Consider the following 26,097-nt stretch of genomic DNA (forward strand, 5'->3'; position numbering starts at 1 on the left):
AAATGAATCTGAACGGTAAAACGGCGCTGGTGACCGGCTCGACCAGCGGGATTGGTCTGGGCATCGCCCGCGTACTGGCAAAGGCCGGAGCGCAGCTGATCCTCAACGGTTTTGGCGACAGTGACGCAGCAAGAGAAGAGATCGCCCGGCAGGGGAAAAAACCGGGCTATCACGATGCAGATCTGCGTGACACCCTGCAAATCGACGCGATGATGCGCTACGCCGACACGCAGTTCGGCGGAGTGGATATTCTTATCAATAATGCCGGGATACAGCATGTCGCCCCGGTTGAGGCGTTCCCGGTGGAGAAATGGAACGACATTATTGCCATTAACCTGTCGTCGGTGTTTCACACCAGCCGACTGGCGTTGCCTGCAATGCGCGAGAAAAACTGGGGACGCATCATTAATATCGCCTCCGTGCATGGGCTGGTGGCATCAAAAGAGAAGTCAGCCTATGTCGCCGCCAAGCATGGGGTAGTCGGTTTTACAAAATCCCTGGCGCTGGAGACTGCCCGCACCGGTATTACCGCTAACGCCATCTGCCCGGGATGGGTGCTTACGCCGCTGGTTCAGCAGCAGATCGACAAACGTATCGCAGAAGGGGTGCCTGCGGATCGGGCGCGCGAGCAGTTGCTTGCGGAGAAACAGCCATCAGGAGAGTTTGTTACGCCAGAACAGCTGGGTGAACTGGCGCTGTTTTTATGTAGTGACAGCGCCGTGCACGTGCGGGGCGCGGCGTGGAATATGGACGGCGGGTGGGTCGCCCAGTGACGTATCGGCCGGGCAAGCCTGTGCTTCCCGGCCATAACATTAGCTTGAGCAGCTGACCTCCAGCCGCTTGCCCCAGTCAGGCGGGCGGCTGACATAATCGTCGTCCCGGTCGGCAAACGGCGTGCGCAACGCTACGTGCAGCCGGTGTAATTCCGCATATTCACCTTGCTCCGCCTGCTCAATCGCCCGCTGCGCCAGCCAGTTGCGCAAAACCATCGCCGGGTTCGCCGCGTTCATCTGCGCCTGCCGGGTCGCGTCATCCACCTGCTCTTGTTGCAGGCGCGCGCGGTAAGTGGCAAACCAGTCGTCAAACGCCTGTCGGTCGATAAACTCATCGCGCAGCGGTGAGGCAGCGCTATGCTGCTCTGTCTGGCCGAGCATACGGAAGGTACGGGTATAGTCGCTGCCCTCACGCGCCATGAGCGCAAACAAGCCATTCAGAATAGTGTTATCGCCCTTCTCCTGCGTCATCAGCCCCAGCTTGTTGCGCATCAGCGTGCCGTATTCGCGCAGCAATGTCTCCTGATAGCCGTCGAGCGCATCATTCAGGGCATCAACGTCGATAAACGGCGACAGGGATTGCGCCAGACGCTGCAGATTCCACAGCCCCACCGCCGGCTGATTGTCAAAGCTGTAGCGCCCCTGATAGTCCGAGTGGTTGCAGATATACCCCGGCTGATAGTCATCGAGAAAACCAAACGGACCGTAATTAAAGGTCAGCCCCAGAATTGACATGTTGTCGGTGTTCATCACGCCATGAGCAAAGCCTACGGACTGCCAGCGGGCAATCATGATTGCCGTGCGGGCAACCACATCCTGGAACCAGAGGTGGTATTTGTCGGCCTCGTCCTGTAACTGCGGCCAGTGCCGTCGGATGGCGTAATCGGCAAGCTGGCGTACTTTTTCCGGCTCGCGGCGATAATAAAAGTGTTCAAAATGGCCGAAACGCAGATGGCTTTGCGCAATGCGCATCAGCATCGCGCCTTTTTCTACCGTTTCGCGGACCACCGGGGTGTCACTGGTCACTATCGTCAGCGCGCGCGTGGTGGGAATACCCAGCGCATGCATCGCTTCCGACGCCAGACTTTCACGAATGGTTGAGCGCAGTACCGCGCGCCCGTCGCCCATGCGTGAATAGGGTGTGAGACCCGCCCCTTTCAGGTGCCAGTCGACCGTCTCTCCGCCGGGAAGCTGTTGTTCGCCGAGCAGGATCCCACGGCCGTCCCCCAGCTGTCCCGCCCAGACGCCAAACTGGTGTCCGCTATAGACCTGAGCGAGGGGCTGCATGCCATCGAGCAGCGTTTCCCCTCCCCAGACGCCCGCGCCGTCTGAAGGCTGGAACATTTCCGGTGGGATAGCCAGGTCGTTCGCCAGCGAATCGTTATGCCAGACAAGACGGGAATGATGTAATGGTGTTGGTTTGAGTGCGGTATAAAAACCCGGCAACTCGTCATGCCAGTGCGCAGTAAAAGACAGGGTCATAAGTCCTCCTGCTTTTAGTGTAGAGGGTTTACCCGGACTTAAACACGGGCGAAAGAAAGGGTTATCACTGAACCAGCGTGGTGACGCGCTCTGCAGTTACGGCAGGCCACAGCGCCCCCTGCATGGCACCAAAGTTGAAGGATAAAACGCGCTGCAACAGGGCATGATCGTCAATACCGGCGACGAGCACAGACTGACAATGTGACGTTATTTGCCACAGAATAGCACGCATAAAGGGCTCAAAAGAAAGCGCTGCCGCGTGCTGCTGGATAAACCCTTTGTCCAGAATGACACGTTTAAACAAACCATCATAAACGGCTTTAAGCGAGGCTTCACCGGCACCAAAGTTTGCCAGCACCAGCGGAAAATGAATCGCCATTCTCGCCAGTTCAGGATCGTCCTTTCCGTTATTTAAACCTGGATAATTCTCATTAACAGTAAACTCAAGAAACGGATAACGCTCAAGTATTGAAACAGCGTTTCCATTACTTAATAAAAACTCAACTATTACAGGTGTAATATTGATCCATGCAATTAACTGATGCTGAATAAAAAACAGTTTGCAGGTATCAAGCAATTGCAGTTTTTCTTGAAACAGCGCTAACTCTTCTGCCGGTGTCAGACGTGGGATAACGAGTTCAGTGGGGATCCGTACATCGCTGCCGACGCCAGTAAAGTTAACCGTCACCTCTAATCCTTTAAGCTCACCGGCATTATTGCGGGCAGGCTGGAGCAACAGTTCAGACTGGTAGGCATTATCTAACGTAATAATCATTGCACTCGCCCCGCATTAAAGATGAGAGAGGACATCCTGGAGCAATTGCTGACACAATTCCACTGTCTTGATTTTAATAAGTTTAATTTCATTAGATCCGTATTAATTTTCAGATTTATCCCTGAATCTAAAATAATCTTATCCTGGTTGCTGCGTAATAGCCAGTTTTAGATAAAACAGACACATAAGGACATAAGTAATTTGTTGTAAATTTAACTTTAATCATCTTATTTGCAAAAAAACGGCATGGTTTAATTGTGCCATGCCGTCAGAAATGCGTGGTCGGTGGCGGACTAAATACGTCGTGCCTGCCAGAAATTTTTACGCCAGTAAACATTATCGAGCGAAGAACGCATCACCCCACGACTGGTCGAGGCATGAATAAACTGGTTATCCGTATCATAAATGCCAACATGCAGACCACTTTCACCCGAGCCGGTTTTGAAAAAAACCAGGTCGCCGGGTAACAACTCATCTTTATCAATTTCGGTACCGATTTCAGCCTGTTTGCGCGTTTCGCGTGGAAGCTGCAAATCAAACTTATCCCGGAACGTCATCAGCACGAAGCCGGAGCAATCCACCCCACCGCGACTCATGCCACCGTAGCGATACGGTGTCCCGCGCCAGTTGCTCAGCTGATCGTTCAGGCTGGCAATCACGGTGATTGAATCTGAAAGTCGTGGGTTAGGCGGCGGTGCGCGATGGCTACTGCATCCCGCAAGAAATAACGCTGCCACCATGAGAAACCAGAATCGCATGTCCAGACGAATCCTCTGCTTTTTTTATTCTTTTCGTAATTTAGCGTGCAATGGCGCTAACAGGCAAGAAACGGTTACTCGTGTGCGGTAGAAATCAGCATCTTATGCCCTTCGATATCCAGCCTGCGGAACGGCATATGGTAAGCACGAGCGAGATTTGGCGGCGTAAGGACGCTATCGCGCGTGCCGCTGGCGATCATCTTCCCGCGCGCCAGAAGCCAGACGCTGTGCGCATGGCGCAGCGTATGGTTAAGGTCATGGCTGCTCATCACCACGGCAATGCCTTGTCGACACAGTGCGCTGAGGAGCGTGTCCAGCGCCGCCTGTTGCGCCACGTCCAGACCGCTCATCGGCTCGTCCAGCAACAACAGTCGCCCGTGAGGGTTGCCCGCCGGATGGATCTGAAGGATCACCGCCGCCAGACGGACGCGCTGCCACTCGCCACCGGAAAGCTGGCTGGCATGCCGGGAAAGTTTGTCCTCTAACCCCAACGCTGCCGCCACTTCGGTGAGCAGCGCGGTCTGCTGTTTATCGTGCAGATGCAGCATCAGATAGTGCCAGACCGGCATCGCAAACGGCGGGACCTGCTGCTGAACAAGGTAGCTCCGCCGGTGCGCCAGCGCGACCGCCGAACAGTCACTCAGGGGGCTATCGAGCAAGGTGATCAAGCCTGGCCCGACTGTCAGCCCCGCCATGCGCGCCAGCAGCGTACTCTTCCCTGCCCCGTTCGGCCCCACCAGATGCAGGATTTCACCTGCACGGATGGCCGCCGTCACCGGCTCCAGACGCCCCGTCTCGGCAACGTCCGTGAGCTGCATCAGCTGCGTCATTATTTCGCCAGCGCCAGCTTGATTGACTCCATGACGATAGGATCTTCAGGCGTCATATCCGGAGAAAAACGCTGAACGACCTGGCCGTCACGACCAATCAGGAATTTTTCGAAATTCCACAGGATGTCGTCCGGATAGAGCGGTGCTCGCCCTTTGCTGGCCATACGCTCGTAAAAGCCACTGCCTTCCGGTGCCACGGCGGTCGGCGCGGCGGCCACCAGTTTGGCATACAGCGGGTGACGATTTTCGCCATTCACATCAATTTTGCTGAACATCGGGAACGTCACGCCATAGGTGGTGCTGCAAAACGTTTTGATCTCCTCTTCGCTGCCCGGCTCCTGACCCAGGAACTGATTGCACGGGAAGCCCAGCACGGTAAAGCCGTCTTTCTCCCAGGCTTTCTGAATGTTCTCCAGCTGCTCGTACTGCGGCGTCAGACCACATTTAGACGCCACGTTCACAATGAGCAACACGTTGCCTTTGTAGCGTTCCAGGGTGGTTTTGTCCCCGTCGATGGTGGTCACTTCGGTATTCAGAATATCAGACTGCATAGCATTTCCTCAGGTTATCGATTTAACGTCCAGCTTTTAATAGTAGCCAGATAAACACCGGCGCGCCCAGCGTGGCGGTGACCACACCGATGGGCAACTCAGCGGCGTTCAGGGCGAGCCTGGCGATGATATCCGCCACCAGCAGCGTTGCCGCACCGGCCACTGCCGAGGCGGGAAGTAAGATTCGATGGTCGGTGATGCCACATAGACGCAGCATGTGCGGGATAACCAGCCCGATAAAGCCAATCGCCCCCGCCAGCGCCACGCTCACTCCCACCAGCCAGCCGATTGCAATCACCAGCGCATTGCGCCAGACGCCAATCGGCATCCCGAGCTGGCGGGCTGAGGTTTCACCAAGAGCGAGAATATTCAGCGGCTGCGACTGCACGCCCGCCCACAGTATGACCGGGACCAGCAGCACCATCAGCCAGCCCTGCCGCCAGTCTACGCCGCCAAACCCGCCCATCATCCAGTACATCAGCTGACGCAGATCGAACGAGGTGGAGAAGTAGACCGCCCAGGTCATCAACGCGCTGCAGATGATCCCCAACGCAACCCCGGCAAGCAGCAGCCGACTGGTTGATAAATGGCGTCGTGCGAAGCGCAGGAGAATAAGGGTGATCAGCAATGCCCCGAGAATGGCGCTGAGGCTAACGCCCCAGGGGGAAAGCGCCCCACCGCCGAGCATCACCGCGGCAATCAGCCCTACACCGGCGCCATTTGAGACACCGAGCAGCCCCGGCTCTGCCAGAGGGTTTTCAAACAACGCCTGCATAATGGTGCCTGAGAGCGCCAGCGCGGCACCGACCAGGATCACCGCCAGCGTGCGCGGCAGACGAATTTGCCAGACGAAAAGCTGCCCTTCAGGACCAAACCAGCGTGCCGGGCTTAGCCACTGGTCGCCAGCACACAGGCTGAAACCGGCGGCAACAAAAAGCAGCAGTACCAGCAAAAGCAGGCGGCGTCGATCGGAACGCTGTTGGCGATGGGCAAAATCAAGCATGTGTACGGTTTTATTAGCGTGAGATGTAATTGATTTTACGGCGGGTTTGCCAGCGAGAGCAAAGAAAAAAGGCCGCGAGAGCGGCCTTTTTAGTTAGTTCATATTACTCTGTTTTGGGCGTTGCGTTTTCGACACGGCTTTTTAACTTCTGTCCGGGTCTGAAGGTCACCACGCGGCGGGCTGTAATGGGAATATCTTCCCCCGTCTTCGGGTTACGGCCCGGACGTTGGTTTTTGTCTCGCAAATCAAAATTGCCAAAGCCGGAGAGTTTTACCTGCTCACCATTTTCCAGAGCACGACGGATCTCTTCGAAAAACAGCTCTACCAGCTCTTTGGCATCCCGTTTGCTAAGCCCAAGCTTATCAAACAGATATTCTGACATTTCAGCTTTTGTAAGCGCCATAGGTTCAATCCCTCAATGATGCCTGGAATCGCTCTTTTAATGCCTCTACACATTTGGCGACGGTAGCGGCAATCTCCTCTTCTTCGAGTGTACGGCTGGTATCCTGAAGGATAAGGCTGATAGCGAGGCTCTTGAAACCTTCTGCTACGCCCTTGCCGCGGTACACGTCAAATAAGTTTACGCCAACTACCTGATTTACGCCAACTTTCTTACACTCGGCCAAAATATCTGCTGCAGGCACGTTTTCAGCGACCACAACCGCGATATCACGGCGGTTTGCCGGGAAGCGAGAGACGTCCTGCGCCTGTGGAATCACGCGGTCTGCAACCGGACTCCATTCCAGCTCAAACACGATGGTACGGCCGTTCAGGTCCAGTTTACGTTCCAGCTCAGGATGAACAACGCCAATAAAACCAATGCGTTTGCCCGCTAAATAGATAGCCGCACTTTGGCCCGGGTGGAGCGCCGGAATGGCTTCTGCACGGAATTCAATTTCAGATAATTTACCGGTCAGATCGAGAATCGCTTCCAGATCGCCCTTCATATCGTAGAAATCAACCGTGCCTTTTGCCAGGTCCCAGTGCTCTTCATAGCGATTACCGCTGATGGCGCCAGCCAGCATGAGATCCTGACGGATGCCTAAATTTGCCTGATTATCCGGCACAAAGCGCAAACCGCTTTCGAAAATTCGCACACGGTTTTGCTGACGATTCTGGTTGTAGACAATCGTGCCCAGCAGGCCGGTCCACAGAGACAGGCGCATTGCCGACATCTCGCTGGAGATCGGGCTTGGCAGGATCAGCGCCTCCTGGCCTGGATGGATCAGCTGCTGCAGCTTAGGATCGACAAAGCTGTAGGTGATCACTTCCTGATAACCTTTGTCGTTCAGCATGGTTTTCACACGCTTCAGGGAGAGATCGGCTTCACGGTGAGAGCCCATCACCAGACCGGCCTGTACCGGCTCGTCAGGGATGTTGTTGTAGCCGTAGACGCGGGCCACTTCTTCCACCAGATCTTCTTCAATCTCCATGTCGAAACGCCATGATGGCGCAACGGCTTTCCACTCGTCCTGCTCTTCCGTCACGTCGCAACCCAGACGCTTCAGAATATCGGTGACCTGTGCATCGGCAACGTGGTGGCCAATCAGGCGATCCAGCTTGCTGCGACGCAGGGTAATGGTCGCGCGCTTCGGCAGGGTGTCTTCGTTGGTTACATCAATAACCGGGCCCGCTTCGCCGCCACAGATGTCGATCAGCAGACGGGTCGCACGTTCCATCGCTTTGTACTGCAGCGCCGGGTCAACGCCACGCTCGTAGCGGTGAGAGGCATCGGTGTGCAGACCATGACGACGCGCACGACCGGTAATAGAGAGCGGGCTGAAGAAGGCACATTCCAGCAGAACGTTTTGCGTTTCATCGTTCACGCCAGAGTGTTCGCCACCGAAGATCCCGCCCATCGCCAGCGCCTTACCGTGATCGGCAATCACCAGCGTGTCGGCATTCAGTTTTGCTTCGCTGCCGTCCAGCAGAACCAGGGTTTCACCCTCTTTCGCCATACGCACGATAATCCCGCCGTCGATACGATCTTTATCGAACGCGTGCATTGGCTGGCCCAGTTCCAGCAGAACATAGTTGGTCACGTCAACAACCGCATCGATAGAACGGATACCGCAGCGACGCAGTTTTTCTTTCATCCACAGCGGGGTTGGCGCTTTGACGTTGATACCTTTCACCACACGACCGAGGTAGCGTGGGCAGGCCTCAGGCGCGTCTACCTGAATAGGCAGGACGTCGCTGATGGTAGCAGCAACCGGGACAATCTCCGGCGCGTTCAGTTCGGTCTGGTTCAGCACCGCAACATCGCGAGCCACGCCGATAATCCCTAAGCAGTCCGCACGGTTTGGCGTCACGCTGATTTCGATGGTGTTGTCATCGAGCTTCAGGTATTCGCGGATATCGGTGCCGATTGGCGCATCCAGCGGCAGTTCAATAATGCCGTTGTGATCGTCGGAAATACCCAGCTCGGAGAACGAGCACAGCATGCCTTCAGACGGCTCGCCGCGCAGTTTGGCCGCTTTAATTTTGAAATCGCCCGGCAGCACCGCGCCGACAGTCGCCACGGCCACTTTCAGACCCTGACGGCAGTTTGGCGCGCCGCAGACGATATCCAGCAGACGATCGCCACCCACATTAACTTTGGTGACGCGCAATTTGTCAGCGTTAGGGTGCTGACCACATTCAACCACTTCGCCCACGACCACGCCGGTGAAGGCGCCAGAAACCGGCTCTACACCGTCAACTTCCAGACCCGCCATGGTGATCTGGTTGGAAAGCGCTTCGCTGTCCAGCGTGGTGTTCACCCATTCGCGTAACCACAGTTCACTGAATTTCATTGTTCTGTCCTGCCCTTATTTAAACTGTTTGAGGAAACGCAGATCGTTTTCGAAGAATGCACGCAAATCGGTCACGCCATAACGCAGCATGGTCAGACGCTCCATGCCCATCCCAAACGCAAAGCCGGAGTAAACTTCCGGGTCAATACCCACGTTGCGCAGTACGTTCGGATGCACCATGCCGCAGCCCAGCACTTCCAGCCATTTGCCGTTTTTGCCCATCACGTCCACTTCCGCAGACGGTTCGGTGAACGGGAAATAGGACGGACGGAAACGAACCTGCAGATCTTCCTCAAAGAAGTTGTTCAGGAAGTCGTGCAGCGTGCCTTTCAGGTTGGTGAAGCTGATGTTTTTATCAACGATCAGCCCTTCCATCTGGTGGAACATTGGGGTGTGGGTCTGATCGTAATCGTTACGGTAGACGCGGCCCGGTGCAATGATACGGATCGGGGGTTCCTGCTCCTTCATGGTACGGATCTGTACGCCAGAGGTCTGAGTACGCAGCAGACGGGTGGCGTCGAACCAGAAAGTGTCGTGGTCAGCACGTGCCGGATGATGGCCTGGAATGTTCAGAGCGTCGAAGTTATGGTAATCATCTTCGATTTCCGGGCCAGTCGCCACGGTAAAGCCGAGCTCACCGAAGAAACTTTCAATACGATCGATGGTACGAGTCACCGGATGCAAGCCACCGTTTTCGATACGGCGCCCCGGCAGAGAAACATCGATCGTCTCTGCCGCCAGACGCGCATTCAGCACGGCACTTTCCAGCGCCGCTTTACGCGCGTTCAGAGCCTGTTGCACCTGCTCTTTGGCTTCGTTTATCACCGCACCGGCTGCCGGGCGCTCTTCCGGCGGCAACTCACGCAGGGTAGTCATTTGAAGGGTCAGATGCCCTTTCTTACCCAAATATTCGACGCGGACATTGTCTAACGCGGCAACATCTGAGGCCTGATTAATGGCGGCTGTTGCACTGGCAACCAGCTCTGCGAGATGTGACATGATTTTCCTCATTATGTCGGTACAGACACCGATTTGGTGGACGTATTCTCTCAAATTCAGGCACAAAAAAAGCCTCCATCGGGAGGCTTATCTGGCGCTGTTTTTCGTTTCATCTTTCACGCGCTAGCCTCCTGAAGTCAGGTGCTAAAGTAAAAGAAGAAGCGGAAAATAGCAGCATTCATGCTTGCGTTACCTTGTGTGGTAAAAACCGTTAAGACCTTATTGAAAAGCCTGAACGGATAAAAGTCAATCTTCTGATAAGGTTATACCCTAAATAATTCGGAACGAACGCAGCCAACGCAGGTACAGCTTGAAGTATGACGGGTATATGAAAAGAGGGAGCCAGGCCCCCTCTCTCAACTGGCTTATGCCAGTGCTGCTTTCGCTTTTTCGACCAGCGCGGTGAACGCGACTTTGTCGAATACTGCGATGTCAGCCAGGATCTTACGGTCGATTTCAACAGAGGCTTTTTTCAGGCCGTTGATGAATTTGCTGTAAGAAATACCGTTCTGACGTGCTGCTGCGTTGATACGCGCAATCCACAGTTGACGGAACTGACGCTTACGCTGACGACGGTCACGGTAAGCGTACTGACCTGCTTTGATAACAGCCTGGAAGGCAACGCGGTATACGCGTGAACGCGCACCGTAGTAGCCTTTAGCTTGTTTCAAAATTTTCTTGTGACGTGCACGTGCAATTACACCACGTTTTACGCGAGCCATGTGTGCTCTCCTGTATCTATTCTAAGTTAAAAAAGTTAAACGTTAACGACTTATGCGTACGGCAGGCACGCGATAACCAGGCCCAGATCGCCTTTAGAAACCATGGCTTTTGGACGCAGGTGACGTTTACGCTTGGTAGCTTTCTTAGTCAGAATGTGACGCAGGTTAGCGTGCTTGTGCTTAAAACCACCTTTACCGGTTTTTTTGAAGCGCTTAGCAGCACCGCGTACGGTCTTAATTTTTGGCATTTTAATAACTTCCACTTCGCATTGTTAAATAAACGAAACATAGGCGAGCAAAACCTATGAGGCCCGAAGGCTCCACAGATTTTGCTGCTTGAAGGCCTTACTGTTTCTTCTTAGGAGCGAGCACCATGATCATCTGGCGGCCTTCGATCTTCGTAGGGAAGGATTCGACTACTGCCAGTTCACTCAGATCGTCACGGACGCGGTTAAGCACTTCCATACCAATCTGTTGGTGGGCCATTTCACGACCGCGGAAACGCAGTGTGATCTTGGCCTTATCGCCATCTTCCAGAAAGCGAATCAGGCTGCGGAGTTTTACCTGATAATCGCCATCGTCGGTACCAGGACGGAATTTAATTTCCTTAACCTGGATAACTTTTTGCTTCTTCTTCTGTTCCTTAGAAGACTTACTTTTTTCATAAAGGAACTTGCCGTAGTCCATGATACGACAAACTGGCGGTTCGGCGTTAGGGCTGATTTCAACTAAATCTACTCCAGCTTCTTCAGCTTTTTCGATTGCTTCTCTCAGACTCACAATCCCCAGCTGCTCGCCTTCCAGACCTGTTAAGCGAACTTCCTGGGCGCGAATCTCGCCATTGATACGATTCGGACGTGCCGTTTGAACTCGTTTTCCGCCTTTAATACCTTATTCCTCCAGTTGTTGAAGACTGCGGCTGCGAATCTCTTGTTGCAGCTTCTCAATCACTTCACTTACGTCCAGGCTGCCCAGGTCTTTACCACGGCGGGTGCGAACGGCAACTTTGCCTGCTTCCACCTCTTTATCACCACAGACCAACATATACGGGACACGACGTAAAGTGTGCTCGCGGATTTTAAAGCCAATCTTCTCATTTCTCAAGTCTGCTTTTACGCGAATGCCCGCATTTTGTAGTTTCTGCGTCAATTCTTTAACGTAATCCGCCTGAGAATCGGTAATGTTCATGACCACTACCTGCACCGGCGCAAGCCAGGTTGGGAAGAAGCCCGCGAACTCTTCGGTCAGGATGCCAATGAAGCGCTCCAGAGAACCAAGAATAGCACGGTGAATCATTACAGGGACCTGACGCTCGTTGTCTTCGCCAACATAAGAGGCGCTTAAACGCTGAGGCAGGGAGAAGTCCAGCTGTACTGTGCCGCACTGCCAAGCTCTGTCGAGACAGTCATACAGGGTAAATTCAATTTTCGGACCATAGAAGGCGCCCTCACCCAGCTGGTATTCAAACGGAATTCCGTTCTCTTCCAGCGCCACGGCGAGATCCGCTTCTGCACGATCCCAGGTCTCATCGCTACCGATACGTTTTTCCGGACGCGTTGAGAGTTTGACCACGATCTTCTCGAAGCCAAAGGTACTGTACATATCGTAGACCATACGAATACAGGCGTTAACTTCATCACGTACCTGATCTTCAGTACAGAAGATATGCGCATCATCCTGCGTAAAGCCACGAACACGCATCAGACCGTGCAGCGCACCTGATGGCTCGTTACGGTGGCAGCTACCGAACTCTGCCATACGCAGCGGCAGATCGCGGTAAGATTTCAGACCCTGGTTAAAGATCTGAACGTGGCCCGGGCAGTTCATTGGCTTGATGCAGTATTCACGGTTCTCAGAAGAGGTGGTGAACATCGCATCTTTGTAGTTGTCCCAGTGGCCGGTTTTTTCCCACAGCACACGGTCCATCATGAACGGACCTTTCACTTCCTGATACTGGTACTCTTTCAGCTTGGAACGCACGAAGGTTTCCAGTTCACGGAAAATAGTCCAGCCGTCGTTATGCCAGAAGACCATACCCGGTGCTTCTTCCTGCATATGGTACAGGTCAAGCTGTTTACCGATTTTACGGTGGTCACGCTTTGCCGCCTCTTCCAGGCGCTGCAGGTAGGCGTTCAGGGCTTTTTTATCTGCCCACGCGGTACCATAAATACGCTGCAACATCTTGTTGTTGCTATCGCCACGCCAGTAGGCGCCAGCAATTTTCATCAGTTTGAAGTGATGGCAGAAGCGCATGTTCGGCACGTGCGGCCCGCGGCACATGTCGATGTATTCCTGGTGATGATACAAGCCAGGCTTGTCATCATGAGCAATGTTCTCATCAAGAATAGAGACTTTATAGCTCTCGCCACGCTTCACGAAGGTTTCACGCGCTTCGTGCCAGCTGACTTTCTTCTTAATGACGTCATAGTTGGTTTCGGCGAGCTCGTGCATACGTTTCTCGAGCGCGTCGATATCTTCCTGGGTCAGGGTGTGGTCAAGGTCAACGTCGTAGTAGAAGCCGTTGTCGATAACCGGGCCGATCGCCATTTTGGTGTTTGGCCACAGCTGTTTGATGGCATGACCTAACAGGTGCGCACAGGAGTGACGAATGATCTCCAGACCTTCTTCATCTTTTGCGGTGATGATAGAGAGTTGCGCGTCGTTTTCGATCAGATCGGATGCATCAACCAGCTCACCGTTCACACGGCCCGCGATGGTCGCTTTCGCGAGTCCAGGACCGATGTCCAGGGCAACATCCATTGGGCTAACGGCGTGGTCGAAATGGCGTTGGCTGCCATCAGGAAGAGTAATTACAGGCATTTTATATCCTTATTTGCAGTGATGCCCCACACATAAGAGCATATACAAAGAAAATAATCATAGTTTAACAAGAGATTACGACACCATCTGACCAACAATCGTCAAATTGGCTCGTCATCCTGCACCTGCCAAAATCAGAATAATGCCGGTTTACGGCAGGCTTTCTAATGGTAACACTAATGACAGGGCGTATGCACCCTCTGCGACCAGTTTGAACGTATGAGGGCACGATCGCCTGCCAGAGCTCGCAATACCCGATTGTTGAGCTATTCTTGAACAGGTCCTGACACAGCCATGAGGCATCACATGAATGTATCCAGTAGAACCGTAGTGATATTGAATATACTTTCTGCTGCCGGTTTAGCGTTGATCCTTGCCGAGAGATTTCATTGGTTCTAGCCCAACCGATGATGTGGCATAACCTTCTGTCCCCGACAGCGCGTATTTTGATAGACTGAAGGCATCAACAGACAAGGATTAGGTTATGCCAACAAAACGATTTGCCGTCAAACACTGGAAAATGGTGCTGGTCTTAATTGCCATCTGCGGTGCAATGCTGCTATTGCGTTGGGCGGCGATGATTTGGGGCTAAGCGGGAATTTGACGCAACGGCGTACAGAATAAAACACGTTATCGATATTCCACCTGTTTTTCGTCAAGGCGAAATACAGGTGGAATAATGGCGTACACAATTACCTGTCAGGACCATTCACCTGCTACCAGTTTATGTACATCAAACGCGTCATTCATTGATTGACCGGTAGACGGCGCGCCCGGCGCGATGTTTGACCCGGCTTCAACGTCAGAAGCGTGAGTCATTCCAACCTGACTGGCATCATCTGCAGCGAATACACCAAACGAAAGTGCAGAAAGCACCATGGCTGCAGCAGTATTTTTGATTTTTTTCATACTATTATTCTCTTTCTGAAGACATGCAATACTTCTCAAGGCAAATAAATGCCTGTGTATTGAGTATAACGCTGGTTCATCCTTTTGCCTCGCCTGGTTATTGTCAATTTGTGTCAAATAAACAGAATGCGGTCTGGCCAGGATGAATTATGAAGAAATTAAGAAGATTTTTGAGGACCAATTATTTTAAAACGGCGTTTAATATAAAACAGCACAGTTTCTGAAAATAAAAAACGGGCCGAAATAATCGGCCCGTCTGCATTACATCTTATAGCCCAGTGAAACGGTGGTTCTGCGGTCGGTATGATCCGGCGCAGTCTCTGGAGGCGAAGAGTTCCAGGTCACGTTATAGGCCACTTTCAGGCCAAAGTGTTCGTTGATGTCCACATTCAGCGCTGTCTCAGAGTTCAGCGTTGTGTCCTCGGCGCCAAACACAGAAACACCCTGGGTGAACTTCGTGTTGTCGGTCATCTGCCAGGCGTAGGTGCCAGACGCATAGCCGAGCGGTTGCGTTTTGGTATCGCCGTCGGTGAACTCGTCATAACGGACACCCGGACCGAATTCGAAGCGGAAGCTATGAACCGGACCGTTCAGGAACTGACGACCATAACCTGCGGTGAACACATCGCGTTGACGATAGCCGTTGTAGCGGTCAGTCAGCCAGCTTGCCTGGCCAAACAGGTAGTCATAGTCAGTCATGTTGTAACGGCTACGTCCACCTACCGCGTATTTCTCGGAGGAGCGTTCATCGTTAGCGGAGGTGTTGCTGGCGTTTCCCCACAGAGACCAGGCGGTGGTGTTACCGTACCAGGTCAACGTGCTATCCGCCGTCAGAGAGGAGCTTTTCGTGTTACCGGATTGCGCCAGGTACCCGGCGTTCAAATTACCTTCAAAAGGTTTTTTCGCCGCGGTGGGATCGTCCATGACAGTAAAAACGGAATCATCAGCGGTTGCGCTCATAGCCGCAAACACGCCACCCGCCAGCATCAGTGCAGCGGGCACTGTCTTCAAAAGCTTCATTTTATTAAGGAGTCCGTACAACAGAAAAAGAGACCACACGGTCCCGGAAACTTTCTTGAGGATCAATGACAAGGCGTCCAGAGAAAGGTAACAAATTATAAAAAGCCGCAAATAACATAGCAATGTTTTCTTATTTCATTTTTTGAATAAGAACGATCCCAAAATGCGTTTTATTTTATATATCGCTTAGCCTTCGCTTTGTCATTATTCATATTGAAAATCATACTGTTATTTACATTGCCTTCCTGCCAAATGGTGCCAGACTAAAAGGAACCCACGCTAAAAGGAGGTAATGATGGTTTCTATCTACACTCTGACGCTCTCCCCTTCCCTCGATTCCGCCACCCTCACGCCGCAGATTTACCCGGAAGGTAAACTCCGCTGCAGTGCCCCGGTGTTTGAGCCCGGCGGCGGAGGGATCAACGTGGCACGCGCCATCACCCATCTCGGTGGGAAAGCCACGGCGATATTCCCCGCAGGCGGAGCCACCGGCGAACATCTCGTCTCTCTGCTGGCAGATGAACAGGTCGCCGTGGAGACGGTCGAGGCCAAAGACTGGACACGTCAAAATCTGCACGTGCACGTGGAGTCCAGCGGAGAGCAATATCGCTTTGTGATGCCAGGCGCCAGACTGAGCGACGATGAGTTCCGTCAGCTTGAAGAGAAAGTGCTGACGATTGAAAGCGGTTCACTGCTGGTCATCAGCGGCAGTCTGCCACCCGGTGTCAGTACGGAAAAGCTGACGGCGCTCATTCGGGCCGCACAGCAGCGCGGCATCCGCTGTATTGTAGACAGCAGTGGCGAGGCGTTGCAGGCAGCGTTAGAGCCGGGCAATCTTGAGCTGGTAAAACCAAACCAGAAAGAGCTGAGCGCGCTGGTAAACCGCGAACTCACTCAGCCAGATGATGTGCGCAGCGCGGCCCAGGAGCTGGTGCGCACGGGTAAAGCGCGGCGCGTAGTGGTCTCTCTTGGCCCGCAGGGGGCGCTGGCCGTGGATGAAACGGGGTCAGTGCAGGTTGTCCCGCCGCCGATGAAAAGCCAGAGTACCGTAGGTGCAGGCGACAGCATGGTTGGGGCAATGACGCTAAAACTGGCGCAGGGCGCGACGCTGTTAGAGATGACACGCTACGGCGTGGCGGCAGGTAGCGCGGCAACCATCAACCAGGGAACGCGGCTGTGTTCGCTGGCCGATACGCAAAAAATTGTCGATTACCTGTCCCGAAATTAACCCGCTTTCCCCTTCGCGCTGAAGGGGAAATGCAGTGCAAAGTCGCCAAACACACACTATCGACTATGCTAAGAAAACTTTCATGATAACAATGAGGTGAATTATGAGCAGTGGTGACATCACCCGCTACGTCGTTACCGTCAACATTCATGAAGCGTCGCTGACCGAGCTGAATGAGCTTAACAACGCCTTTACCCGGGCCAATTTCCTGCTCACGCTGACGGATGAAGAAGGCAATATTCATGATTTAGGCACGCTGGCATTCGGCCTGATAAGCGCCCTCAGCGAAGAGGAGGTCCGCGCGCTGGCGGAAAGCCTGGCTGAGAGCGTGACAGATAAACCTGCCGAAATTGATGTGGATACCTGGGAAACCTGGCAGAAAAAAGAACAATAAGTGCCCTGCATGAAGGTAAACCGCTCAGGTGTGCGTTAGTTCGTATTTTTTTACCGCAGTTATGCGCTAACTTTATGATCTGGCAGACAACATGGGAGAGAGATCATGTGGCAGGCTATCAGTCATCTTTTACGTGAACAACTGGGCGAAGGTGAAATTGAACTGCGTAACGAACTGCCAGGCGGAGAGATCCACGCCGCATGGCATATACGCTACTCAGGGCGCGATCTCTTCGTAAAATGCGACGAGCGAGAGTTGCTCCCGATTTTCACCGCCGAAGCCGATCAACTGGAACTGTTGTCGCGCAGCAAAACGGTCACCGTCCCGGAGGTGCTGGCCGTGGGCAGCGACCGCGACTACAGCTTTCTGGTGATGGAATATCTCCCTGCCCGTCCGCTGGATGCCCACAATGCGTTTATTCTGGGACAGCAGATAGCGCGCCTGCATCAATGGAGCGACCAGCCGCAGTTTGGTCTCGACTTTGATAACGATCTCTCCACCACACCACAACCGAATGCCTGGCAACGCCGCTGGTCAACCTTTTTTGCCGAGCAGCGTATCGGCTGGCAACTTGAGCTCGCCGCCGAGAAAGGCCTCGAATTTGGCAACATTGATGCCATCGTCGAGCATATACAGCAGCGCCTGGCCTCTCATCAGCCTCAGCCTTCTTTGCTGCACGGCGATTTGTGGTCCGATAACTGCGCGCTGGGCCCCAATGGGCCTTATATATACGATCCGGCCTGCTACTGGGGCGACAGAGAGTGCGACCTCGCCATGTTGCCCCTCCACCCCGAGCAGCCGCCACAAATTTATGACGGCTATCAGTCAATCTCCCCCTTACCGCAGGGCTTCCTCGACCGCCAGCCGGTGTATCAGCTTTATACCCTGATGAACCGCGCAATCCTGTTTGGGGGTGAGCATCTGGTGAACGCACAGCGGGCGCTTGAGCGCGTACTGGCCGCGTGAAGGCAGGACGGGTGGCCTCAGGCCACCCTGTGATTATAAAAAGCCGAGCAGTGAGAAAAAGAAGTAGCCCGCCACAATAATGATCACCGGCAGGACATAGAGCGGAAAGATTTGCAGGAAGATAGAGTGACGTGGCACCACGATGCGGGACTCGATCTGTTCACGCGTCATCCCTTCCGGGCCTTTGGCCTGTTCCAGAATCATCTGGTCTTCCACCCCTTCACGTAAAAAACGGGTCTGACGGCTCATGCGTGCGCCTGACGCCTGTAACGCCATGGCGATAAAAATCAGCGCATAAATCACCCAAAACCCGATATTCAGCTGCTGGTGAAAGTCCGGCGTGGGCGAGTTGAACCAGAAGATATTCAAAAATGGCGTGTTAAAACGCATCATCTCAATCATGACATGCGCAAAATCAAGCATGACCGCATTGATACCCGGCTGTTTTTCGCTGTGATCGTACATAAACTTGAGCACAGAAATCAGCGTAGAAATAACGGCAGGAATAAAAATCACCCAGCCAGCAACCCGTTTTAAGACAGCAATGCGTCCAGCTTGTTGGTACGTCATCAGTTCCTCTTCATAAAGACGCGTTATTTGTGGCTAAGTCTACCTCCTGACCGTCATTTTCGCCCGATCTTTAAAGGCAATATGCTAAATTGCAGATTGTACTTAGCACGTATCGTCTGTCGTACACCCTTAATAAGGAGACGTTGTGATGTCGACACCGCGCCAAATTCTTGCCGCTATTTTTGACATGGATGGATTACTGATCGATTCCGAACCGCTCTGGGATCGTGCTGAACTGGACGTCATGGCCAGCCTCGGCGTCGATATCAGCCGCCGCCATGAACTTCCGGATACGCTGGGCTTGCGTATCGATATGGTGGTTGACCTGTGGTATGCCCATCAGCCATGGGTGGGCCCGGATCGCGATGAGGTCACCGCCCGCATTATCAGCCGCGCCATTGCGCTGGTGGAAGAGTCCAGGCCGCTGCTGCCGGGGGTCCGTGAAGCTGTCGCCCTGTGCAAGGCGCAGGGGCTGAAGGTGGGACTGGCCTCCGCCTCCCCGCTGCACATGCTGGAAAAAGTGCTCACCATGTTCGAGCTGCGTGACAGTTTCGATGCGCTGGCCTCTGCGGAAAAGCTCCCCTACAGTAAGCCCCATCCCCAGGTGTATATGGACTGTGCCGCTAAGCTCGGTCTTGATCCGCTAACCTGCGTGGCGCTGGAAGATTCCGTTAACGGCATGGTGGCCTCAAAAGCTGCGCGGATGCGTTCCATTGTCGTTCCTGCTGAAGAGGGCCGACACGATCCCCGTTTTGCGCTTGCCGACGTGAAGCTAAACTCCCTGGCTGACCTGACGGTGCAACACCTGCGAGGCGAATAAACGCTCTGTTTCAGGCAGCCTCGTGCTGCCTGAAAATAAAATAAAACACCGTTCCATTTCAGTTGCATTTCTCACGCCCGACTCCTATTCTAAGTTTCAGAACGACAATCACCTGCTTCTGAGGCGCGAATGATACTGGATACCTTTACTCTTTCAGGAAAAGTGGCCATCGTCACCGGATGCGATACCGGTCTGGGACAAGGCATGGCCATCGCGCTGGCACAGGCGGGCTGCGATATCGTGGGCGTCAACCGTAAAGCGCCTGAGCAAACAGCGGCCATCGTGACGGCGCTCGGCAGACGGTTTACGGCCATTCGGGCTGACCTCGGCCAGCAGGCGAGTCTTCAGGGCGTTGTGGAGCGTGCCGTCGCTGAGATGGGGCGCGTCGATATTCTGGTGAATAACGCCGGAACGATTCGCCGGGAAGATGCGCTGGCGTTCACGGAAAAGGACTGGGATGAGGTGATCGACCTCAATCTGAAATCCGTCTTTTTCCTCTCACAGGCCGTGGCAAAGCAGTTTATCGCCCAAGGTCAGGGTGGGAAAATCATCAACATCGCCTCAATGCTCTCCTTCCAGGGTGGTATCCGCGTGCCCTCTTATACCGCCTCAAAAAGTGGCGTGCTGGGGATCACGCGTCTGCTGGCGAACGAGTAGGCGGCGCATGGTATTAACGTCAACGCTATCGCACCGGGTTACATGGCGACTAATAATACGCAGCAGCTGCGTGATGACGAGCAGCGTAGCCAGGAAATCCTTGACCGCATTCCTGCCGGGCGTTGGGGCGTACCGGAAGATCTGCAGGGCCCGGTGGTGTTTTTGGCCTCCGCCGCCTCAGACTACGTGAACGGCCATACCCTGGCCGTCGACGGGGGCTGGCTGGCGCGTTGACCCGCTTTGTGACAAAGAGTTACACCGTCACCTCTTTCGCCTACTGTATAAAAACCCTATACTGTATGAATTGACAGTTTCCTGGGTTTTATCATGACGGCGGAAGGCCACCTGCTTTTTTCCATTGCGTGCGCAGTATTTGCCAAAAACGCTGAGCTTACCCCCGTGCTTGCACAGGGGGACTGGTGGCATATTGTTCCTTCTGCCGTGCTGACCTGCCTGTTGCCCGACATCGACCATCCTAAATCTTTTCTTGGGCAACGCCTGAAGTGGATCTCAAAACCTATCGCCCGTGCGTTTGGCCATCGCGGGTTTACGCACAGCCTGCTGGCCGTGTTTGCCCTGCTGACGCTGTTCTATTTAAAAGTACCTGAAAGCTGGATAGTGCCCGCCGATGCCATTCAGGGCATGGTGCTGGGCTATTTGAGTCATATTCTCGCCGATATGCTGACGCCTGCTGGCGTGCCGCTGCTGTGGCCCTGCCGCTGGCGTTTCCGCCTGCCTGTTCTCGTTCCCCAGAAAGGGAATCAGCTTGAGCGCGTGTTGTGCATGGCTCTGTTCGCCTATGCCGTCTGGATGCCGCAGACATTGCCCGAAAACAGTGCAGTGCGCTGGTCATCTCAGATGATCAATTCGCTGCAATTTCAGTTCAATCGCTTTATTCATCACCAGATTGAACAGTAAACCAGCAAAATTATCGCATTTGTCATAACCCATTCCATTTGGATATAAGCGCGACATCACACTTCTGCTAACCTTGCGCCAACAGGACCGGTAAAAACCGGCCACATAATAAATCAGGAGAACGGGGATGAATTTTCCACTCATCGCGAACATTGTCGTGTTCGTTATATTGCTATTGCTTCTCGCCCAGGCGCGCCACAAACAGTGGAGCCTGGCGAAGAAAGTGCTGGTGGGTCTGGTCATGGGTGTCGTGTTTGGCCTGGCCTTACATGCCGTCTACGGCTCCGATAGCCCGATACTGAAAGACTCCATTCAGTGGTTCAATATTGTCGGTAACGGCTATGTCCAGTTGCTGCAGATGATCGTCATGCCGCTGGTATTTGCCTCTATTCTGAGCGCTGTTGCTCGTCTGCATAACGCTACGCAGTTGGGTAAAATCAGTTTCCTGACCATTGGTACGCTGCTGTTTACCACGCTGATTGCTGCGCTGGTGGGGGTGCTGGTGACCAACCTGTTCGGCCTGACCGCCGAGGGTCTGGTTCAGGGTACCGCTGAAACCGCGCGTCTGACCGCAATTCAGACCAACTACGTGGGTAAAGTCGCTGACCTGACGGTGCCGCAGATGGTGCTCTCCTTCATTCCGAAGAACCCGTTTGCTGACCTGACAGGCGCCAGCCCAACTTCCATCATCAGCGTGGTGATTTTCGCTGCCTTCCTGGGCGTGGCGGCACTGAAGCTGCTGAAAGACGATGCGCCGAAAGGCGAGCGCGTGCTGACCGCTATCGATACCCTGCAAAGCTGGGTGATGAAGCTGGTTCGTCTGGTGATGCAACTGACCCCTTACGGTGTTCTGGCACTGATGACCAAAGTGGTTGCTGGCTCTAACCTGCAGGACATCATTAAGCTGGGCAGCTTCGTTGTCGCCTCTTATCTGGGTCTGGGCATTATGTTTGTCGTACACGGCATCCTGCTGGGTGTGAACGGCGTAAGCCCGCTGAAATACTTCCGTAAAGTCTGGCCTGTGCTGACCTTTGCCTTCACCAGCCGTTCCAGCGCCGCATCTATTCCGCTGAACGTCGAAGCGCAGACTCGTCGCCTGGGTGTACCTGAGTCTATCGCCAGCTTCTCGGCCTCCTTTGGTGCCACGATTGGTCAGAACGGGTGTGCGGGTCTCTACCCGGCGATGCTGGCCGTGATGGTTGCGCCAACGGTTGGGATCAACCCGCTGGATCCGGTCTGGATTGCTACGCTGGTCGGTATTGTCACCATTAGCTCCGCAGGCGTTGCGGGCGTGGGCGGCGGTGCTACCTTCGCCGCGCTGATTGTTCTGCCTGCGCTGGGCCTGCCGGTGACGCTGGTGGCCCTGCTGATCTCCGTTGAACCGCTGATCGACATGGGGCGTACCGCACTGAACGTGAGCGGCTCAATGACGGCCGGTACGCTGACCAGCCAGTGGCTGAAGCAGACCGACAAAGCCATCCTGGATAGTGAAGACGACGCCGAGCTGGCGCACCGTTAATCATTGAAAATAAAAAAACCGCCATCAGGCGGTTTTTTTATACGTGTTATTTTTCAAACTTCTTCATCCTGTCGAATTTGTACCGCCCACCGCTGGGCCGCTTCCGGCACGGTAAACACCGGGGAACGACGGAAATGCTCGCCAATCAGCACAAAGGCCACATATTTGCCACGTAACTGCCAGACATCGCGATAGCCATCCACCTTCAGCGCATGTTCAGGGGGAGCGGGTTCGACACGGGGCACGTAGCTAATAACCTGGCGATTTTGTTGACGAAGAGGTTTCATAAGCGACTGGTTCATTAAAGCACATTCTGAAAGCAGGAAATTTCTATGATAGCCGATCCTGCCCCCACGCGTCGCGTCTTGCGTGTGGTGGACCGCCTCTTTTACTAAGGCGGTGTCTGAAAAAGCTGAGTTCGCCTGCCCTTTCCGTACATTGTTCTATAGTTAACAGGGTTTTTTAGGAATGAATAAAGGAGAAGCGTGCAATGTCGAACAAAGATAACACACATCAATCACCCATTCATGGCACTGAAGAATCACAGCCGGGTATGGACTCCCTTGCACCTGAAGATGGCTCTCATCGCCCTTCACCGGGTCCCTCAGCCCCTGGCGAGCAGCCGACCGCGCCCGGTAGTATGAAATCGCCGGACACCGGCAATGAGAAACTAAAATCACTCGAGCCACACCGCAAAGGCGGAGAAGGCTATGCGTTGACCACCAATCAGGGGGTGCGCATCGCTGACGATCAGAATTCCCTGCGCGCGGGATCCCGCGGACCGACTCTGCTGGAAGACTTCATCCTGCGGGAAAAAATTACCCACTTTGACCATGAGCGTATCCCGGAGCGTATCGTGCACGCGCGCGGTTCCGCCGCTCACGGCTATTTCCAGCCCTACAAGAGCCTGAAGGAAATCACCAAAGCTGACTTCCTTTCAGACCCGGATAAGATCACCCCCGTGTTTGTGCGCTTTTCCACCGTGCAGGGTGGCGCAGGTTCGGCTGATACCGTGCGAGATATTCGCGGCTTTGCCACCAAGTTTTATACCGAAGAGGGTATCTTCGACCTGGTCGGCAATAACACCCCGGTCTTTTTCATTCAGGATGCGCATAAATTTCCTGACTTTGTCCATGCGGTAAAACCGGAGCCCCACTGGGCGATACCGCAGGGACAAAGTGCGCATGACACCTTCTGGGACTATGTCTCCCTGCAACCCGAGACGTTACACAACGTGATGTGGGCGATGTCTGACCGCGGGATCCCGCGCAGCTATCGCACCATGGAAGGGTTTGGCATTCATACCTTCCGGATGATCAACGCCGAGGGCAAAGCGACGTTTGTCCGTTTCCACTGGAAACCGGTCGCCGGGAAAGCCTCGCTGGTGTGGGATGAAGCCCAGAAGCTGACCGGGCGCGATCCGGACTTCCATCGCCGCGAGCTGTGGGAATCCATTGAAGCGGGCGACTTCCCGGAATATGAGCTGGGGTTACAGCTGATCCCGGAAGAGGACGAATTCAAATTCGATTTTGACCTGCTGGATCCGACCAAACTGATCCCCGAGGAGCTGGTACCGGTTCAGCTGGTGGGCAAAATGGTGCTTAACCGCAACCCGGATAACTTCTTTGCCGAGAACGAACAGGCGGCCTTCCACCCCGGGCATATCGTCCCGGGCCTGGATTTCACCAACGATCCGCTGCTGCAGGGGCGACTGTTCTCCTACACCGATACGCAGATCAGCCGACTCGGCGGGCCGAACTTCCATGAAATTCCGATTAACCTCCCCACCTGTCCGTACCACAATTTCCAGCGCGACGGGATGCATCGTCAGGATATTGATACCAACCCGGCCAACTATGAGCCGAACTCCATCAACGATAACTGGCCGCGCGAAACGCCTCCTGGCCCGATACGGGGTGGATTTGAGTCGTATCAGGAACGTGTGGACGGCAACAAAATCCGCGAGCGCAGCCCGTCATTTGGAGAGTATTACGCCCACCCTCGCCTGTTCTGGAACAGCCAGACACCGATTGAGCAGCAGCATATTATCGGCGGCTTCAGCTTTGAACTGAGCAAGGTTGTGCGGACCTACATCCGCGAGCGCGTGGTCGATCAGCTGGCACACATTGATATTCAACTCGCCCAGAGCGTGGCCGATAACCTCGGCATTACGCTGACGGATGAGCAACGCAATCTTGCCCCGCCAAAAGAGGTCAACGGGGTGAAAAAAGATCCGGCGCTCAGCCTGTACGCGGTGCCGGGAGGCTCGATTAAAGGCCGGGTGGTGGCGATCCTGCTTAACGACAAAACTCGCGCCAGCGACGTGCTGGGGATCATGCAGGCGCTGAAAACCAAAGGCGTACACGCCAAATTGCTCTACTCCCGAATGGGTGAAGTGACTGCCGATGACGGGTCAGTGCTGCCGGTTGCCGCCACCTTTGCCGGTGCGCCATCCCTGACAGTGGACGCGGTGATTGTGCCGTGCGGCGATATTGCCAGCCTGCTGAGCAACGGTGACGCGGTCTATTATCTGCTTGAAGCCTATAAGCATCTGAAACCGATCGCCCTTTCCGGTGATGCGCGACAGTTTAAAGCACGCCTGAACGTGGCCGATCAGGGTGAAGACGGGATTGTGGAAGGCGATAACGTCGACGACGCGTTTATGACGAAGCTGTTTGATCTGCTAGCCGCGCACCGCGTCTGGTCGCGCAGCAGCAAGATTGACCAGATACCGGCGTAAAAAAAGCCGGGTGGCGCTTGCGCTTACCCGGCCTACATTTCGACTGGTTTTGTAGGCCCGGTAAGGCGAAGCCGCCACTGGGCTTTGTCTTAAAGATCCCCGAAAGTCCCCAACCGATACCCGCGCTCGGCAATCGCGTATTTCAGCGACGGCGACGTCAGCACCTCCAGCTCCGCCAGGCGCGGCCAGCAGTAGGCGCTCTTACGGACGGTGTTATCGACAAACGCAGGATGCGCCATCACCTCCAGCGACCGTTCCCCCCGGGCTGCGGAATCATCCAGCACCTTCAGGAACAGCGCTTCGTCGATCTCCTCACCGTAAAATGCGCTGCTGAACCCCTCCGATGTGGTCACGGCAAAGTCCGGCAACCCGCGCACGTCACGATCCACACGCATCGCCACGCCTTTACGCTGAGCAAAATCCGCAACGAGCGGAAAAATCGCCGGGATCATATGCACATGATGATGGCTGTCGATATGGGTTGGTTCGCGACCAAAGAGGTCAACAAAACGGTTGTACTGACAGTCCAGCTCGCGGGCAATCTCTTCGAGCGGCAGCGCGTCCTGCTCCGCCAGTTCCCAAATCCATTTCCCGAGTTGCCCGTCACGCGTCAGGCCCGGCATCGCTGAAAGCGGCCTCCCCAGCGTCAACACAAAGTGCATGCCCACGCCCAGCTCAGGCGCTTCACGGCTCAACTGCGCCGCGTGCTCTATCGCCTCTCCATTCACCAGCGCGGTGGTCGAGGTCACCACACCCCGTCGGCAGGCTTCAACAATGCCGTAGTTTTGCCCCTTAGACAGGCCAAAATCATCAGCATTGACGATCAGCAGGTTTTCCATCGCACGTCC

At 54.3% G+C, this 26,097-nt stretch carries 29 protein-coding genes, 1 pseudogene and 1 other annotated feature; of the genes and pseudogenes, 11 read left to right on the top strand and 19 right to left on the bottom strand.

Annotated features, from left to right (window positions below):
- Positions 1 to 2 precede the first annotated feature (2 nt).
- Positions 3 to 773, top strand: a complete 771-nt coding sequence (locus APU11_RS09865; protein ID WP_058651492.1) for a 3-hydroxybutyrate dehydrogenase — start codon at positions 3 to 5, stop codon at positions 771 to 773.
- A 39-nt stretch (positions 774 to 812) separates the two neighbouring features.
- On the opposite strand, the gene selO is transcribed toward APU11_RS09865, so the two are convergent.
- The 14 genes from selO to thrS all read right to left on the bottom strand — a co-directional run bounded on the left by selO (position 813) and on the right by thrS (position 13,508).
- On the bottom strand, positions 813 to 2,255 hold the full coding sequence (gene selO / locus APU11_RS09870) for a protein adenylyltransferase SelO (RefSeq protein WP_058651491.1): 1,443 nt from the start codon (positions 2,253 to 2,255) through the stop codon (positions 813 to 815).
- A gap of 64 nt (positions 2,256 to 2,319) precedes the next feature.
- The gene (locus APU11_RS09875) at positions 2,320 to 3,030 is read right to left on the bottom strand and encodes an EAL domain-containing protein (RefSeq protein ID WP_020688361.1); all 711 of its coding nucleotides are present in this window, start codon (positions 3,028 to 3,030) and stop codon (positions 2,320 to 2,322) included.
- 293 nt (positions 3,031 to 3,323) lie between these two features.
- Positions 3,324 to 3,788 (bottom strand): NlpC/P60 family protein, encoded by a 465-nt coding sequence (locus APU11_RS09880; protein ID WP_023620702.1) that lies wholly within the window; start codon positions 3,786 to 3,788, stop codon positions 3,324 to 3,326.
- 74 nt (positions 3,789 to 3,862) lie between these two features.
- Positions 3,863 to 4,618 (bottom strand): vitamin B12 ABC transporter ATP-binding protein BtuD, encoded by a 756-nt coding sequence (gene btuD / locus APU11_RS09885; protein WP_058651490.1) that lies wholly within the window; start codon positions 4,616 to 4,618, stop codon positions 3,863 to 3,865.
- On the bottom strand, positions 4,618 to 5,169 hold the full coding sequence (locus tag APU11_RS09890) for a glutathione peroxidase (RefSeq protein ID WP_020688363.1): 552 nt from the start codon (positions 5,167 to 5,169) through the stop codon (positions 4,618 to 4,620). Before APU11_RS09890 ends, btuD begins: the two co-directional genes overlap by 1 nt.
- Before the next feature lie 22 nt (positions 5,170 to 5,191).
- Entirely contained in the window at positions 5,192 to 6,172 is a 981-nt protein-coding gene (btuC, locus tag APU11_RS09895; protein WP_038419164.1) for a vitamin B12 ABC transporter permease BtuC, read from the bottom strand.
- A 103-nt stretch (positions 6,173 to 6,275) separates the two neighbouring features.
- A complete protein-coding gene (gene ihfA / locus APU11_RS09900; RefSeq protein WP_013097001.1) occupies positions 6,276 to 6,575 on the bottom strand; it encodes an integration host factor subunit alpha in 300 nt (99 codons plus the stop codon).
- A gap of 4 nt (positions 6,576 to 6,579) precedes the next feature.
- Positions 6,580 to 8,967, bottom strand: a complete 2,388-nt coding sequence (pheT, locus tag APU11_RS09905) for a phenylalanine--tRNA ligase subunit beta (protein WP_058651489.1) — start codon at positions 8,965 to 8,967, stop codon at positions 6,580 to 6,582.
- A gap of 15 nt (positions 8,968 to 8,982) precedes the next feature.
- Entirely contained in the window at positions 8,983 to 9,966 is a 984-nt protein-coding gene (pheS, locus tag APU11_RS09910) for a phenylalanine--tRNA ligase subunit alpha (RefSeq protein WP_013097003.1), read from the bottom strand.
- 62 nt (positions 9,967 to 10,028) lie between these two features.
- Positions 10,029 to 10,153 (bottom strand) — a sequence feature (Phe leader region).
- Positions 10,104 to 10,148, bottom strand: coding sequence for a pheST operon leader peptide PheM (gene pheM, locus APU11_RS28480; protein ID WP_001386830.1), 45 nt, complete (start codon positions 10,146 to 10,148; stop codon positions 10,104 to 10,106). (Overlaps the previous feature by 45 nt.)
- A gap of 178 nt (positions 10,154 to 10,331) precedes the next feature.
- Positions 10,332 to 10,688, bottom strand: coding sequence for a 50S ribosomal protein L20 (gene rplT / locus APU11_RS09915; RefSeq protein ID WP_000124850.1), 357 nt, complete (start codon positions 10,686 to 10,688; stop codon positions 10,332 to 10,334).
- A gap of 50 nt (positions 10,689 to 10,738) precedes the next feature.
- Positions 10,739 to 10,936 (bottom strand): 50S ribosomal protein L35, encoded by a 198-nt coding sequence (gene rpmI, locus APU11_RS09920; RefSeq protein WP_001124225.1) that lies wholly within the window; start codon positions 10,934 to 10,936, stop codon positions 10,739 to 10,741.
- A 97-nt stretch (positions 10,937 to 11,033) separates the two neighbouring features.
- Positions 11,034 to 11,576: a translation initiation factor IF-3 gene (gene infC, locus APU11_RS09925; RefSeq protein WP_023616141.1), complete on the bottom strand. Its 543-nt coding sequence runs from the start codon at positions 11,574 to 11,576 to the stop codon at positions 11,034 to 11,036.
- A gap of 3 nt (positions 11,577 to 11,579) precedes the next feature.
- Positions 11,580 to 13,508: a threonine--tRNA ligase gene (gene thrS, locus APU11_RS09930; RefSeq protein ID WP_013097005.1), complete on the bottom strand. Its 1,929-nt coding sequence runs from the start codon at positions 13,506 to 13,508 to the stop codon at positions 11,580 to 11,582.
- A gap of 306 nt (positions 13,509 to 13,814) precedes the next feature.
- Here thrS and yncL point away from each other — a divergent pair, with 306 nt between their 5' ends.
- Together yncL and yniD are read left to right on the top strand one after the other, a co-directional pair.
- A complete protein-coding gene (gene yncL / locus APU11_RS26745; protein ID WP_023620707.1) occupies positions 13,815 to 13,907 on the top strand; it encodes a stress response membrane protein YncL in 93 nt (30 codons plus the stop codon).
- A gap of 85 nt (positions 13,908 to 13,992) precedes the next feature.
- Positions 13,993 to 14,100, top strand: a complete 108-nt coding sequence (gene yniD / locus APU11_RS27945; RefSeq protein ID WP_008500658.1) for a small membrane protein YniD — start codon at positions 13,993 to 13,995, stop codon at positions 14,098 to 14,100.
- 107 nt (positions 14,101 to 14,207) lie between these two features.
- Here the strand turns inward: yniD and APU11_RS09935 are convergent, their stop codons facing one another.
- Entirely contained in the window at positions 14,208 to 14,417 is a 210-nt protein-coding gene (locus APU11_RS09935) for a hypothetical protein (protein ID WP_023620708.1), read from the bottom strand.
- 261 nt (positions 14,418 to 14,678) lie between these two features.
- Positions 14,679 to 15,437 (bottom strand): YdiY family protein, encoded by a 759-nt coding sequence (locus APU11_RS09940; RefSeq protein WP_013097007.1) that lies wholly within the window; start codon positions 15,435 to 15,437, stop codon positions 14,679 to 14,681.
- Between the two features lie 295 nt (positions 15,438 to 15,732).
- On the opposite strand from APU11_RS09940, the gene pfkB reads away from it, so the two are divergent.
- The 3 genes from pfkB to APU11_RS09955 all read left to right on the top strand — a co-directional run bounded on the left by pfkB (position 15,733) and on the right by APU11_RS09955 (position 18,025).
- Positions 15,733 to 16,665 carry a 6-phosphofructokinase II gene (pfkB, locus tag APU11_RS09945; RefSeq protein ID WP_020688369.1) on the top strand — a complete coding sequence of 311 codons (933 nt, stop codon included), beginning with the start codon at positions 15,733 to 15,735 and terminating at the stop codon, positions 16,663 to 16,665.
- 103 nt (positions 16,666 to 16,768) lie between these two features.
- Positions 16,769 to 17,059 (top strand): type V toxin-antitoxin system endoribonuclease antitoxin GhoS, encoded by a 291-nt coding sequence (ghoS, locus tag APU11_RS09950; RefSeq protein WP_013097009.1) that lies wholly within the window; start codon positions 16,769 to 16,771, stop codon positions 17,057 to 17,059.
- A 105-nt stretch (positions 17,060 to 17,164) separates the two neighbouring features.
- Positions 17,165 to 18,025 (top strand): fructosamine kinase family protein, encoded by an 861-nt coding sequence (locus APU11_RS09955; protein WP_013097010.1) that lies wholly within the window; start codon positions 17,165 to 17,167, stop codon positions 18,023 to 18,025.
- A 33-nt stretch (positions 18,026 to 18,058) separates the two neighbouring features.
- Here APU11_RS09955 and APU11_RS09960 read toward each other — a convergent pair whose 3' ends face one another.
- Positions 18,059 to 18,595 carry a YniB family protein gene (locus APU11_RS09960; RefSeq protein ID WP_013097011.1) on the bottom strand — a complete coding sequence of 179 codons (537 nt, stop codon included), beginning with the start codon at positions 18,593 to 18,595 and terminating at the stop codon, positions 18,059 to 18,061.
- 148 nt (positions 18,596 to 18,743) lie between these two features.
- On the opposite strand from APU11_RS09960, the gene hxpB reads away from it, so the two are divergent.
- The 4 genes and pseudogenes from hxpB (at position 18,744) to tcyP (ending at position 22,509) form a co-directional block, all read left to right on the top strand.
- Positions 18,744 to 19,415 (top strand): hexitol phosphatase HxpB, encoded by a 672-nt coding sequence (gene hxpB, locus APU11_RS09965; RefSeq protein ID WP_013097012.1) that lies wholly within the window; start codon positions 18,744 to 18,746, stop codon positions 19,413 to 19,415.
- 129 nt (positions 19,416 to 19,544) lie between these two features.
- Positions 19,545 to 20,306 (top strand): annotated as a pseudogene (kduD, locus tag APU11_RS09970) (2-dehydro-3-deoxy-D-gluconate 5-dehydrogenase KduD).
- A 93-nt stretch (positions 20,307 to 20,399) separates the two neighbouring features.
- Positions 20,400 to 20,990: a metal-dependent hydrolase gene (locus APU11_RS09975; RefSeq protein WP_013097014.1), complete on the top strand. Its 591-nt coding sequence runs from the start codon at positions 20,400 to 20,402 to the stop codon at positions 20,988 to 20,990.
- A 127-nt stretch (positions 20,991 to 21,117) separates the two neighbouring features.
- On the top strand, positions 21,118 to 22,509 hold the full coding sequence (tcyP, locus tag APU11_RS09980; protein WP_038419159.1) for a cystine/sulfocysteine:cation symporter: 1,392 nt from the start codon (positions 21,118 to 21,120) through the stop codon (positions 22,507 to 22,509).
- Between the two features lie 53 nt (positions 22,510 to 22,562).
- Here tcyP and cedA read toward each other — a convergent pair whose 3' ends face one another.
- On the bottom strand, positions 22,563 to 22,811 hold the full coding sequence (gene cedA, locus APU11_RS09985) for a cell division activator CedA (RefSeq protein ID WP_071829998.1): 249 nt from the start codon (positions 22,809 to 22,811) through the stop codon (positions 22,563 to 22,565).
- 188 nt (positions 22,812 to 22,999) lie between these two features.
- Between cedA and katE the strand changes: the two genes are divergently transcribed.
- The gene (gene katE / locus APU11_RS09990; protein ID WP_060578451.1) at positions 23,000 to 25,249 is read left to right on the top strand and encodes a catalase HPII; all 2,250 of its coding nucleotides are present in this window, start codon (positions 23,000 to 23,002) and stop codon (positions 25,247 to 25,249) included.
- Positions 25,250 to 25,338: 89 nt separating this feature from the next.
- Here the strand turns inward: katE and chbG are convergent, their stop codons facing one another.
- Positions 25,339 to 26,088, bottom strand: a complete 750-nt coding sequence (gene chbG / locus APU11_RS09995) for a chitin disaccharide deacetylase (RefSeq protein ID WP_058651487.1) — start codon at positions 26,086 to 26,088, stop codon at positions 25,339 to 25,341.
- Positions 26,089 to 26,097: the final 9 nt, after the last annotated feature.

This window comes from Enterobacter sp. 50793107 (assembly GCF_001463365.1).
Taxonomy (GTDB): Bacteria; Pseudomonadota; Gammaproteobacteria; order Enterobacterales; family Enterobacteriaceae; genus Enterobacter; species Enterobacter cloacae.